Source organism: Geodermatophilus sp. SYSU D01045, assembly GCF_054050295.1.
The window spans coordinates 33,696-46,087 of record NZ_JBJGZB010000031.1 but is presented as its reverse complement, the minus strand read 5'-3'; the positions used below and the strand labels follow the sequence as shown (position 1 = coordinate 46,087).

Sequence of the window (12,392 nt, the reverse complement as noted above, 5' to 3'; positions counted from 1 at the left end):
TGCGGGCCGACGGGGCCGGAGGTGTGCGGGGGAGGGGGCCCCCCCCCCCCCCCCCCCCCCCCCCCCCCCCCCCCCCCCCCCCCCCCCCCCCCCCCCCCCCCCCCCCCCGGGACCTGCGGTCGGGAGGCCCCGGCGCGCGCTGGGTCGGCGCCGACGCCCTGCGGGAGCTGGAACGGCGGCCTCCCGGTAGATCGTGAGCGCGGTCACTGGCACGATGCCGCCATGCGCGGGCTCATGCAGGACTTCCCCCTCACCATCGACGCGATCTTCCGGCACGTCGAGCAGCACTACGGCGACGGGACGATCGTCACCGGCAGCCCGACCGGACCGGTGCGCAGCACCTACGCCGAGTGGGCAGGGCGGACCCGCCGGCTGGGCGGGGTCCTCGACACCCTCGGCGTCAGCGAGGACGGCCGGGTGGGCACGTTCGGCTGGAACAGCCAGCGGCACCTGGAGCTGTACTTCGCCGCGCCGGCCACCGGCCGGGTGCTGCACACCCTCAACATCCGGCTGTTCCCCGAGCAGCTGACCTACATCGCCAACCACGCCGAGGACGAGGTGGTCTTCGTCGACCGCACCGTCCTGCCGCTGTTCTGGCCGCTGGTCGACACGATGAAGACGGTCAAGCACGTCGTCGTCATGGACGACGGCGGCGACAACGAGATCCCCGACGACCCGCGCGTCCTGGACTACGAGGCGCTGCTGGCGGAGGCCGAGCCGGTCGACTTCCACGTCGAGGACGAGAACCGCGCCGCCTCGATGTGCTACACGTCCGGGACCACCGGCAACCCCAAGGGCGTCGTCTACAGCCACCGCTCGACGTTCCTGCACACCATGGGCGTGATGCAGCCGAACGCCTTCGGGCTGGGCATCCAGGACGTCGCGATGCCGGTCGTGCCGATGTTCCACGCCAACGCCTGGGGCATCGCCCAGGCCGCCCCGGCCGCCGGCGCCTCGCTGGTCATGCCCGGGCCGATGATGCAGCCCGAGGCACTGGCCAAGCTGATCGTCGAGGAGGGCGTCACCTTCACCGCCGGCGTCCCCACCATCTGGCAGGGCGTGCTGCCGCACCTGGCCGGCAAGCCGCACAAGCTGCGCGACATCGGCTGCGGCGGCTCCGCGGTACCCAAGGCGCTGTCGGAGGCCTACCGCGAGCAGGTCGGGCTGCCGATCCTGCAGGCCTGGGGCATGACCGAGACCCACCCGGTCGCCTCCTCCGGCGTCCTGCCCAAGCGGTACGCCGACGCCGACGAGGCGACCAAGGCCGACCAGCGGGCCCGCGCCGGCATCCCGTTCCTCGGCGTCGAGGCCCGGATCGTCGACGCCGAGAGCCTCGAGCCGCAGCCCTGGGACGACGAGGCCACCGGTGAGCTGCAGGTCCGCGGCCCGTGGTGCGCGAAGGACTACTACAACCCCGACGCCGGCGTCGTCCTGACCACCGACGACGGCTGGATGCGCACCGGCGACGTCGCGGCGATGGACCCCTTCGGCTCCATCCGCATCGCCGACCGCACCAAGGACCTCATCAAGTCCGGCGGCGAGTGGATCAGCTCGGTCGACCTCGAGAACGCGATCATGAGCCACCCGAAGGTCAAGGAGGCCGCGGTCGTCGGCATCCCGCACCCGAAGTGGGACGAGCGGCCGCTGGCCTGCGTCGTCCTCAAGGAGGGCGAAGAGGCGACCGAGGAGGAGATCCTCGAGCACCTCCGGCCGCTGGTGGCCAAGTGGTGGATGCCCGACGCCGTCGAGTTCATCGACGAGGTCCCGAAGACCAGCGTCGGCAAGTTCTCGAAGAAGGACCTGCGCACCCGCTTCGCGGAGTACGCGCCCAGGTCCTGAGGCGGGGTCCTAGCGGACGAAGGGCGGCCGGCCGGTCTCGCTCACCAGGGGCCGGCCCGCCGCCTCCCACTCCCCCATGCCGCCGCCGACGTTCACCGCGTCGTAGCCGTTGAGGTTCAGCCACGCGGCGACCCGCGCCGAGCGCCCGCCGCTGCGGCAGATCACGTACACCGGGTCGCCGTCGGGGACCTCGTCGAGCCGGGCCGGGACGTCGCCCATCGGGATGTGCGTGGCGCCCTCGGCGTGCCCGGCCACCCACTCGCCGTCCTCACGGACGTCGAGGAGCGCGGCGTCCTCGGGTACCTCGACGGCGGACACGGTCGGGACCTGCTGCGGCATCACGCACCCCATCCTCCCAGGTGGGGCCCTGCCGCACCGGCGGGCTGGGAGGATCGGGCCGTGACGTCCGCTCCCCCCGCGCCGCCGGTCCGCGAGCCGGCCTGGTCGCTGTCGCGCTCGGCCATCTGGCTGTGGGTCACCCAGGGGGTCGTCGGCACGCTCGTCTACGGCGTGGTCGTGGGGGTCCTCCTGCTGGCCGTGCCGGCGTCGGTGGGCGGTCCGGTGCCGGTGCTGCGGTGGCTGCTGCCGGTGCTGGTCGTCGTGTACGCGGTGGTGGCGATCGGCGTGCGGCCGTGGATCCGCTACCGGGTGCACCGCTGGGAGGTCACCGCGGACGCGGTGCACGCCCTCACCGGCTGGCTCAGCCGCACCTGGACGCTGGTGCCGGTCGCCCGCATCCAGACCGTCGACGTCACCCGCGGCGTGCTGCAGCAGCTCTACGGCCTGGCCAGCGTCGCGGTGCTGACCGCCTCGTCGCAGGGCACCGTCCGGGTGCCGCACCTGGAGGTCGCCGTCGCCGAGCGGGTGGCCGACGACCTGGCCCGCCGGGCAGAGCAGGTGCGGGACGAGGCCACGTGACGGACCCGGTCCTGACGGCGCCCGGGCTCACCGCCCCGCGGCGCACCTCGCCGCTGGTCGTGCTCGTGCACACCGTCACCTTCCGCCAGGCCCGGCAGGTGGTGCCGGCCGCGATCCCCGTCGTCGCCGCAGTCGGCGTGGACGGGCCCGGGGTCGTCGTCGCGCTCGTGGCGACGGTGACGGCGCTGTCGCTGCTGTTCGCCGCGCTCACGTGGTGGCGGACCACCTACCTCGACACCGCGTCCGCGGTGGTGGTCACCCGCGGTCTGCTGGCGCGGTCGGTGCGCACGGTGCCCAACGACCGGATCCGCGGCGTGGAGGTCGAGGCGCCGGCGCTGCACCGGCTGTTCGGGCTGGTCCGCGTCCGCGTCGACGCCGCCGCCGGCACGCTCACCGGCGGGGACGAGGAGGTCGTCGTCGACGGCGTCCCGCGGGCGGAGGGCGACCGGCTGCGGGCCTCGGTGCTCACCCACCGGCGGGCCGCGGCGCCGCTCCCCGGGGCGGACCCGTCCGCCCCGCCGCCGGAGGAGCCGGCCGAGCAGGAGCTGGCCCGGTTCGACCGGCGCTGGCTGCTGTACGCGCCGCTGGTCGCCAGCTACCTGGCGGTGCCGCTGGCCGCGGTCGGCGCGCTGTCGCGGCTGCTGCAGGAGCTGCCCCGGGACCTGCGCCCGGACCTCGACGGCCCCGACCTCACCGACGTCCGCGTCCTCGTCGTCACCGCGGTGGCCGCGGTGGTGCTGCTCGCCGTCGGGGCGGTCGCCGGGGCGGCGGTGGTCAACTGGGGCTTCCGGTTGGTCCGCCGCGGGGGCTCGCTGGTCGCCGTCCGCGGGCTGGTGACCCGGCGGCACACCGAGCTGGAGGTGGACCGGATCCGCGGCGGCACCCTCGCCGAGGGGCTGGGCATGCGGCTGGTGCGCGCCGCGCGGGTGAACGCCCTGGTCACCGGCCTGGGCGCGGCCAGCCGGCGCGGCCAGCTGTTCCCGCTGGGCCCGCGCGAGGAGGCGGTGCGGCTGCTCGGCCTGCTGGTCGACGACCCGGGCCCACTGACGCCGCACCCGCCCGCCGCCCGCCGGCGGGCGGTGGTCCGCGCGGTCGCCACCGGGCTGCTGGTCGCCGCGGCCGGGGCCGTGCTGACGGCCCTCACCGGCTCCTGGGGCGTGCTCGCCGCCGGGATCGTGCTCACCGTGCTCGGCGTGCCGTTGGGCCTGGGTCGCTACGCCGCGCTCGGGCACGCCACCGGGGCCGGCTCGTTCACCGTGCGCAGCGGGCTGCTGGTGCGCGAGCAGGCGGTGCTGCAGCGGCGGGCCGTCGTCGGCTGGCAGGTCCGGCAGACCTGGTTCCAGCGGCGCGCGGGCCTGGCCACCGTCGTCGCCTGCGTCGGGGCGGGCAGCGGCGGCTACGCCGCGGTGGACATGGCCGCCGACGACGTCGCGGCGTTCACCGCCGCCGCGTCGGGACCGTGGGCCACCGCGCCCGGCACGGGAGCGCCCCGCCCGGCCGGCTGACGGTGGATCGCTGGCCCGTCGGGGCCAGTTCACCGGAACGCGGGAGTGTCGATCATCGGCCCGGGTAGCCCGGCGCTCGATGACCGCCGCCCCGCGGCACGCCCGCTCAGTGCAGCCCGCCGGTCTCCCTGCCGAGCCCGACGCGGCCGGCCAGCGCGGCCGCCTCCACGCGGGTGGCCACCCCGAGGCTGCGCAGCAGCGAGGCGACCAGCCGCTTGGCGGTCCGCTCGGACACGTGCAGCGTGGTGGCGATGTCGACGGTGCTCGTGCCGTCGGCCACCAGCCGCCACAGCCGGCGCTCGTCGCTGGTCAGCCGGCCGGCCACGGTCTGCTCGCCGGTCGGCGCGGCATCGTCGAGCAGCCGGCGCAGCAGCGCCTCGGGGACGACCGACCAGCCGTCGAGCACTGCCAGCAGCGGGCGGACGAGGTGCTCCGGGTCGGCGCTCTTGGGCAGGAAGCCCGCCGCGCCCGCCCGCAGCGCCTCCAGCGCCGCGTCGGCCTCGGCCAGCCCGGACAGCGCCACCACCCGGACCACGGGGTCGGCCCGGCGGATCGCCGCGATCGCCCGCACGCCGCCCGGGGGCGGCATGTGCAGGTCCACGACAGCGACGTCGGCGTGGTGCCGGCGCACCAGTGCGGCTGCCGCGGAGGCGTCGTCGGTGGTAGCCACGACGCGCACCCGTCCGTCGCTCACCCCGGGGAGCAGCAGCGACAGCCCCCGGCTGAACAGGGGGTGGTCGTCGACGACGACCACGTCCACGTAGCCCTGACGCCCAGCCCCGGCGTCGGTCGACCCCACGACCCTCCTCCCGGTCCGGTGCGCCCGGCGCACCGGACCCCCCGCACCCGGAGGTGCCCGTGACCCTCGCCCCCGACACACCCCGTACCGCCCGGTCCGGTTCCGGCCGCCTGCTCCCCGACCTGGCCCGCGTGGTGCGCGACCACCTCGTCCGCGCCGCCCGCGGCCCGCGGGCGGGCCAGGAGCCGCTCCCCACACCCGAGGGCGCGCTGCTGCGGGCCATGTGCCACGACATGCGGAGCCCGCTGGCCTCGCTGGAGGCGCTGCTCGGCTCCCTGGACCGCGAGCCCGCGCAGCGCGGGGAGCTGCTGGAGCTCGCCCGCGCGCAGACCGCCCACCTGTCCTCGATGTTGCGCACCGCCGACGCCTCCGGCGGGGCGACGCGGCGGCCCCCCGGGGGCCGGCTGCTCGGCGAGGTGCTCCGCGCGTCGGTGGCCGCCTCCGGCCTGCCGCTGCGCCAGCTGACCCTGGCGGTGCAGGAGTGCGCCGCCGGGGTGACCGTGGCCGACGCCCGGGTGCAGCGGATCCTCACCAACCTGCTGGAGAACGCCCACCGGCACGGGGACGGCGCCGCGGTGCTGCTGACGGTGGTCCACCGCGACGGCTGGGTCCGGCTGGCGCTCACCCAGGACGTGGCGCGCCCCGAGCGGGTCGTGCAGTACCTGCGCCACGACGCGCCGCCGGTCGACCTCACGGGCCTCGGCCTGTGGTCGGTGCAGCGGCACGCGCACGACCTCGGGGGCGCCGTCGTCTGGGCCACCTCCGACGCCGGGCTCACCCTCTGCGTCCAGCTCCCCGACCGGTGAGGGGGACGGCACCCGGCCGCGGTGTCGGCCGGTGGACCGACGGGAGACACGGCCGACGGGAGGCACGGCCCGGGAGACACGGCACGGACGACGTGGCACCGGGGGGCCACGGGACGGCACGGGCGGGCCACCGGACGCGGGCAGATCCGGGGTGTCGCCGCAGCGGCGGCGGCGCGACGACGCAAGCCGAGTGAGGGAGAGCCCGTGTTCACGCACACCCACGCCCTGCAGTACGAGGCCAAGCCCGACGGCCCCGACCCGGACTTCGCCCGCAAGATGCAGGAGGTCCTCGGCGGTCAGTGGGGCGAGATGACCGTCGCCACGCAGTACCTGCTGCAGGGCTGGAACTGCCGGCTGCCCGGCAAGTACAAGGACATGCTCCTCTCGATCGGCACCGAGGAGCTGGCGCACGTCGAGATGATCATCACGATGATCGACCGGCTGCTCGACCACGCGCCGCTCAAGCCCGACTCGGCCGACCGCACCAAGGAGGCCGCCGCCGGCTACGGGCAGCACAACCCGCAGCACCTGATCCAGAACGGCCAGGCCGCGTCCTACATGGACAGCATGGGCAACCCGTGGACCGGCGCGTACGTGACCGCCAGCGGCAACCTGTACGCGGACTTCATGTACAACGCCACGGCCGAGATGCAGGGCCGGCTGCAGGTCGCCCGGCTCTACAACATGACCGACGACCCGGGCGTCAAGGACCTGCTGCGGTTCCTCATCACCCGCGACCACATGCACCAGCAGCAGTGGCTGGCCGCCATCGAGCAGCTCAAGGAGGACGGCCTCGAGGGGCTGCCGGTGCCCGAGGCCTTCCCGCTCGACGAGGAGGTCGGCGACCTGGGCTACACGTTCATCCAGGCCTCCGACGGTCCCGAGGCCGCCAACGGCCGCTGGGCCTCCGGCCCCTCGATCGACGGCCGCAGCGAGTTCCGCGCCGCGGCGATCGAGGCCACCGCCGACGCCCCGACGCTGCCCCCGGGCGACCCGCGGCTCTACAGCACCCCGCAGACCGAGGCCCACACGATGCTGCAGAAGGCCAAGGACCTGCTCAAGTGAGCCGCTGACCCCGACCACCGCGCCGTCGCCGCGCCGGCGGCCGGGCTCCCGCAGCCCGGCCGCCGGCCGGCGGGGTGCATCCCGCGAACGGCAGTCCCCGGAGGTCCCCGTGCACCTGCCTGCTCCCGCCGCCGTCCTGACGGCGGTCTACGCCACGGCGCTCGCCGTCGCCGTGGCCGGCGCCGCCACCGGCTCGGTCCGCGAGGCCCTGGCCGGCCTGGTCGTCCTCACCGCCCTCGTCACCCGCTGGGCGGTGCGCCGCTCCCGCCGCGCCACCCCCACGACCGCGGCCGCCGTGGCGACGGTCGACGCCGCGCTGCCCGACGTCCCCCTCCCCGAGGCCGTCCCTGCCCGCGCCGCCTGACACGCACGAGGCGCGCGCCCCCTGACGGGGACGCGCGCCTCGGCTGGTGCCGTGCTCGGTCGGCGACCCGTCAGTGGGCGACGGCCTTCTCGGCACCGATCCCGGTGAGGGAGCGGACCTCCAGCTCGGCGGTCTTGTCCAGGTCCGGCTTCTCCTTGGACAGGACCGTGCCCAGCCAGCCGAGGAAGAACGACAGCGGGATGGACACGATGCCGGGGTTGTTCAGCGGGAACCAGTGGAAGTCCACGTCCTGGAACAGCGACGGGGACAGCCCGGTGGCCGGGTTGACCGGCGCACCCGACACCACCGGCGAGAAGACGATCAGCACGATGCAGGCGATCAGGCCGCCGTACATCGACCACAGCGCGCCCTGGGTGGTGAACCGCTTCCAGAACAGCGTGTAGAGGATCGTCGGGAGGTTCGCCGACGCCGCGACGGCGAAGGCCAGCGCCACCAGGAAGGCGATGTTCAGCCCGGCCTGCAGGGCGAGGATGCCCAGGCCGATCGAGATCGCGCCGATGACGACGGCGGTGATGCGGGCGACCCGCACCTCGCCGTTGGGCGGCACGTTGCCCTTCTTGATGACCGACGCGTAGACGTCGTGCGCGAACGAGGCCGACGCGGTGATCGTCAGGCCGGCGACCACCGCGAGGATCGTCGCGAACGCGACGCCGGCGATGATGCCGAGCAGCACCGTGCCGCCGAGCTCGAAGGCCAGCAGCGGGGCGGCGGAGTTGACCGCGCCGGGGGCACCGAGGACGGTGTCCGCCCCGACGAGGGCGCCGGCGCCGTAGCCGATCACCAGGCTGAACAGGTAGAAGATGCCGATCAGCCAGATCGCCCAGACCACCGAGCGACGGGCGTCCTTCGCCGTCGGCACGGTGTAGAAGCGCATCAGCACGTGCGGCAGGCCCGCCGTGCCGAGCACCAGGGCCAGGCCCAGCGAGACGAAGTCCAGCTTCGAGGTGCTGGTGGCGCCGTACTGCGCCCCGGGGGCCAGGACGTCGCGGCCCTCGACCGCGTTGTCCTGCGCGGCGCCGAGCAGCGAGGACAGGTTGAAGCCGAACTCGCCGAGCACCCACAGCGTCATGACCAGCGCGCCGGCGATCAGCAGCGAGGCCTTGATGATCTGCACCCAGGTCGTGCCGCGCATGCCGCCGACCAGCACGTAGATGATCATCAGCGCGCCGACGAGGACCACGACCAGCGCCTGCGCGGCCTCGCCGGTGACCCCCAGCAGCAGGGTCACCAGCCCGCCGGCGCCCGACATCTGCGCCAGCAGGTAGAACAGCGACACCGCGAGCGTGGAGATGGCCGCGGCGGTGCGCACCGGGCCCTGCCGCATCCGGAAGGCCAGGACGTCGGCCATCGTGAACCGGGCGGTGTTGCGCATGAGCTCGGCGACCAGCAGCAGCGCCACCAGCCAGGCGACGAGGAAGCCGATCGAGTACAGGAAGCCGTCGTAGCCGTAGACGGCGATCGCCCCGGCGATGCCGAGGAACGACGCCGCCGACAGGTAGTCGCCGGCGATGGCCAGCCCGTTCTGGGTGCCGCTGATGTTGCGGCCCGCGGCGTAGTAGTCCGCCGCGCTCTTGTTGTTCCGGCTGGCGCGGAAGGTGATCACCAGGGTGACCAGCACGAACGCGCCGAAGATGCCGATGTTGAGCGCCGGCGTGCCGATGGTGGCGTCGGCGGCGAGCACGTCAGCGGGCACGCGTGGCCCCCTTCCCGAGGTCGGGGCCACCGCGGCGGCCGGTGGCGTACTCGTGGTGCTCGAGCCGCTCGCGCATCTCGTCGGCGATCGGATCGGTGCGCCGGTTGGCGTGCGACACGTACAGGTGGGTGATCACGAACGTCGACAGGAACTGCCCGAGCCCGAGCAGGAGCCCGATGTTGACGTTGCCGAACACCCGGGTCGCCATGAAGTCCGGCGCGTAGGTGGAGAGCAGGACGTAGAGCAGGTACCAGGCCAGGAAGGCCACGGTCATCGGGAACGCGAAGGCCCGGAAGCGCCTGCGCAGCTCCGTGAACTCCGGCGAGTCCTGTGCCTGCCGGTACTCCTCCGGCGTCAGCAACCGCCGTTCGGCGGGTTCGGTCACGGCTGTGCCCCCTCGTGTCGACCTGTTCCGGACGTGTGACGGCGCTCACCATAGGTCGGGGCCGGTGGGGTCGGAAACCGGCGAAACTTTCGGTGCCAACCCGTGACCTGAGCTTCCGACCGCCGTAACGCCGTGGAAGTGCGCCGGCGGTGCACTGGGGACATGACCGCGACGGCAGGGACGTCGACCGCACGGTCGACGGGGTGGTTCCCGGTGGCCCGCGCCACCGAGGTCGGGACGACGCCGGTGCCGGTGGGCGCCGGCGGGCGTGCGTACGTCGTCGTCCGGCTGCGGCCCGGCGGGGAGGTCAGCGCCTTCCCCGCCCGGTGCCCGCACCGGCTGGTCCCGCTGGCGGCGGCCACCGTCGTCGGGGGCAGGCTGCAGTGCCCGTACCACGGCTGGCGGTTCGACGCCGACGGCCGCTGCGTGGACGTCCCCTCCCTCGGGCCCGACGGCAGCGCGCCGCCGCGGGCGGACCTCCCGGTGCCGTGGGCGGTCGAGGAGCGGCACGGCTGGGTCTGGCTGGCGCCCGAGCCGACCGCCGTCGCCCTCCCGCCGGTCCCCGCCGCCGAGCCGGTGCCCGAGCCCGCCCCGGCCCCCGGGCCGCCGCCGGGGCCGGTGTTCGGCAACCTCGACCCGTCGCTGGAGCACGCCTGGCACCCGGTCGCGCTGTCCCGCGAGCTGCGGCCCGGCGGCTGGCTGCAGGTCCGGCTGCTCGGCCGCACCTGGGCGCTGTCCCGCGGCGCGGACGGCCTGTCGGCCGACCCGCCGGCGGGGGGCGTCCGCGAGCGGTTCGGCGTCGTCTGGCTGGCGCCGGCCGAGCCCCGCGACGTCCCGCTCGAGGTGCCCGAGGACGGCGACCGGCGCTTCGTCCGGGGCTGGCTGGCGCCGGTGCGCTCGCCCGGCCCGGCCGGGCCGCTGGCCGACGCCCTCCTCGATCCCACGCACGGCCCGTTCGTGCACGGCGGTCCCGAGGACGACGCGCCGGCGCCCGAGGTGACGCCGGAGCCGGGCGGGTTCACGAGCGTGCGCGGGCAGGGCGCGACGGTGGCCACCGCCGTCCACCGCGCGCCGTTCCAGCTGCGGCGGCGGGTGGAGTCCCCGGCGTCCGGCGCGGCGACGACGACGCTGTTCCTCCTGCAGCCCGAGGACGCCGACTCCACCCGCGTCTACGGCTGCCTGCTGCTGCGGGCGGGGCACGGCGAGCCGCTGCCCGGGCCGGACGTCGTGGCCGCCGAGGTCACCCGCGCGCAGCAGGCGCTGGTCGAGGACCTCGAGCTCCAGGCGCAGCTGGGGAGCACCGGGCTGCCGCTGTCGGCGCGCGACGAGCTGCACGTGCGCGCCGACCGGCACGGCCTGGCGCTGCGCCGCGCCCTCGCCGACTTCGCCGCCGGCCGCTGAGGCACCGGCCTCACCGTGTGGTGCCCGCCCCCACCGCACGGCGTGAGGGCGGGCACCGCGAGCCGGGGCCCGTCAGGCCGGCTCGAGCTCCTCGCCGCACGCGGGGCAGCGGGTGGGCGGGTCCTCGTCGGCGAGCCGCCCGCACGCCGGGCACACCCGCGTCAGCCAGCACGCCGGGTCCCCGCCCTCGTCGTCCGGACCGGTGCCACCCGCCGGGCGCGGGCGGACCTCCTCCTGGGACATCCCGCCTCCTCGCTGCAGGGCCGACGTGCGCAGGGCCGACGTGCGCAGGGCCGACGGTACGGCGACCGGGACGGTGACGCGGGTCGCGGCGGCCGCCCGGGCCCGGCTGGGAGCATGGACGTCGTGCCGTCGCCCGCCCCGCGCCGAGAACGAGCGCGCCGCACCGCCCTGACCGCCGCCGCCCTGGCCCTCCCCGCGGGCTGGCTGGCCCGCGCGCTGTGGGGCCTGCCCACGGCGATCGGCGCCGGCCGGCGGGAGATCCGGCCCACCGTGGCCGGCTCGCCGCAGTGGTCGCACGGCAAGTTCCACAACACGCTGCCCACGCCCACCCTGCCGCCGCCCAACGCCCGCCGCGGCCTGCTCCGGCAGTGGCACGACGACCGGCACGTGGGCCTGCCCGCCCGCCCGGTGCCGCTGGCCCGCCCGGAGGTCCCGGCCGAGGCCGGCGAGCTCGCCGTCACCTGGTTCGGGCACTCGAGCGCGCTGCTGGAGGTCGACGGCGCCCGCGTGCTGGTCGACCCGGTGTGGGGGTACCGCGTCTCGCCGTCGCCGGTGTTCGGCCCCACCCGGCTGCACGAGCCGCCGGCGCCGCTGGAGTCCCTCCCCCGCGTCGACGCCGTGCTGATCTCGCACGACCACTACGACCACCTGGACCTGCCCACGGTGCGGGCGCTGGTCGAGCAGCAGGACGCGCCGTTCGTCGTCCCGCTGGGCGTGGGCGTGCACCTGCGCCACTGGGGCGTGCCGGAGGACCGCGTCGTCGAGCTGGACTGGGACGGCGCGACGACGGTCGGCGACCTGACGATCACCTGCACCGAGGCACGGCACTTCTCCGGCCGCTACCTCACCCGCGACACCACGCTGTGGTCGTCGTGGGTGGTGGCCGGGCCGCGGCACCGCGTCTTCTTCGGCGGCGACACCGGCTACACCCCCGCCTTCGCCGGCATCGGCGCCCGGCTGGGCCCCTTCGACCTCACGCTGATGCCGATCGGCGCCTACAACGAGGCCTGGGCGCACATCCACATGGACCCCGAGGAGGCGGTGCGCGCGCACGGCGACCTCGGCGGCGGGGTGCTGCTGCCGGTGCACTGGGCCACGTTCAACCTGGCCTTCCACCGCTGGGCCGAGCCGGTGCAGCGGCTGCTGGCCGCCGCGGGGCGCTCGGGCGTGCCGGTGCTCGTGCCGCGGCCGGGCCAGCGGGTCGACGTCCTGGCGCCGCCGCCGCTGGAGGACTGGTGGACCGCGGTCGGCTCGGCCGAGGCCGGCCCCGCCCGGCACGACGACGCCGGCGTGGGCGGCACCGTGCTCGCGCGGGTGCTCTCCCGGCTGATGGCGCTGCGGCTCGGCTGATGC

General features: G+C 75.8%; 13 protein-coding genes. 8 read left to right on the top strand and 5 right to left on the bottom strand.

The genetic code is table 11. The features are described 5' to 3' along the window. Positions 1–222 precede the first annotated feature (222 nt). Positions 223–1,839 (top strand): long-chain fatty acid--CoA ligase, encoded by a 1,617-nt coding sequence (locus ACI798_RS20190; RefSeq protein ID WP_457048773.1) that lies wholly within the window; start codon positions 223–225, stop codon positions 1,837–1,839. A 9-nt stretch (positions 1,840–1,848) separates the two neighbouring features. Here the strand turns inward: ACI798_RS20190 and ACI798_RS20185 are convergent, their stop codons facing one another. Beyond that, positions 1,849–2,178, bottom strand: a complete 330-nt coding sequence (locus ACI798_RS20185; protein ID WP_457048774.1) for a rhodanese-like domain-containing protein — start codon at positions 2,176–2,178, stop codon at positions 1,849–1,851. Positions 2,179–2,238: 60 nt separating this feature from the next. Between ACI798_RS20185 and ACI798_RS20180 the strand changes: the two genes are divergently transcribed. Both ACI798_RS20180 and ACI798_RS20175 read left to right on the top strand, forming a co-directional pair. Next, positions 2,239–2,757 carry a PH domain-containing protein gene (locus ACI798_RS20180; RefSeq protein ID WP_456943061.1) on the top strand — a complete coding sequence of 173 codons (519 nt, stop codon included), beginning with the start codon at positions 2,239–2,241 and terminating at the stop codon, positions 2,755–2,757. After that, on the top strand, positions 2,754–4,262 hold the full coding sequence (locus ACI798_RS20175) for a PH domain-containing protein (protein ID WP_457048772.1): 1,509 nt from the start codon (positions 2,754–2,756) through the stop codon (positions 4,260–4,262). Before ACI798_RS20180 ends, ACI798_RS20175 begins: the two co-directional genes overlap by 4 nt. 106 nt (positions 4,263–4,368) lie before the next feature. On the opposite strand, the gene ACI798_RS20170 is transcribed toward ACI798_RS20175, so the two are convergent. Further along, complete coding sequence (locus ACI798_RS20170) at positions 4,369–5,061, bottom strand: response regulator (RefSeq protein ID WP_456943063.1); 693 nt, start codon at positions 5,059–5,061, stop codon at positions 4,369–4,371. 59 nt (positions 5,062–5,120) lie between these two features. Here ACI798_RS20170 and ACI798_RS20165 point away from each other — a divergent pair, with 59 nt between their 5' ends. From ACI798_RS20165 to ACI798_RS20155, 3 genes are all read left to right on the top strand, one after another. Beyond that, positions 5,121–5,867 carry a sensor histidine kinase gene (locus ACI798_RS20165; RefSeq protein WP_457048771.1) on the top strand — a complete coding sequence of 249 codons (747 nt, stop codon included), beginning with the start codon at positions 5,121–5,123 and terminating at the stop codon, positions 5,865–5,867. A 204-nt stretch (positions 5,868–6,071) separates the two neighbouring features. Beyond that, positions 6,072–6,932, top strand: coding sequence for a manganese catalase family protein (locus ACI798_RS20160; protein WP_456943065.1), 861 nt, complete (start codon positions 6,072–6,074; stop codon positions 6,930–6,932). A gap of 109 nt (positions 6,933–7,041) precedes the next feature. Then, positions 7,042–7,296 (top strand): hypothetical protein, encoded by a 255-nt coding sequence (locus ACI798_RS20155; protein WP_457048770.1) that lies wholly within the window; start codon positions 7,042–7,044, stop codon positions 7,294–7,296. A gap of 70 nt (positions 7,297–7,366) precedes the next feature. Here the strand turns inward: ACI798_RS20155 and ACI798_RS20150 are convergent, their stop codons facing one another. Further along, a complete protein-coding gene (locus ACI798_RS20150; protein WP_456943067.1) occupies positions 7,367–9,010 on the bottom strand; it encodes a solute symporter family protein in 1,644 nt (547 codons plus the stop codon). Continuing rightward, complete coding sequence (locus tag ACI798_RS20145) at positions 9,000–9,395, bottom strand: DUF485 domain-containing protein (protein WP_456943068.1); 396 nt, start codon at positions 9,393–9,395, stop codon at positions 9,000–9,002. The genes ACI798_RS20150 and ACI798_RS20145 overlap by 11 nt, the downstream gene beginning before the upstream one ends. A 162-nt stretch (positions 9,396–9,557) precedes the next feature. Here ACI798_RS20145 and ACI798_RS20140 point away from each other — a divergent pair, with 162 nt between their 5' ends. After that, the gene (locus tag ACI798_RS20140) at positions 9,558–10,796 is read left to right on the top strand and encodes a Rieske 2Fe-2S domain-containing protein (RefSeq protein ID WP_457048769.1); all 1,239 of its coding nucleotides are present in this window, start codon (positions 9,558–9,560) and stop codon (positions 10,794–10,796) included. A gap of 72 nt (positions 10,797–10,868) precedes the next feature. Here the strand turns inward: ACI798_RS20140 and ACI798_RS20135 are convergent, their stop codons facing one another. Next, positions 10,869–11,039, bottom strand: a complete 171-nt coding sequence (locus ACI798_RS20135; protein WP_456943070.1) for a hypothetical protein — start codon at positions 11,037–11,039, stop codon at positions 10,869–10,871. 114 nt (positions 11,040–11,153) lie between these two features. Here ACI798_RS20135 and ACI798_RS20130 point away from each other — a divergent pair, with 114 nt between their 5' ends. Then, on the top strand, positions 11,154–12,389 hold the full coding sequence (locus ACI798_RS20130) for an MBL fold metallo-hydrolase (protein WP_456943071.1): 1,236 nt from the start codon (positions 11,154–11,156) through the stop codon (positions 12,387–12,389). Positions 12,390–12,392 lie beyond the last annotated feature (3 nt).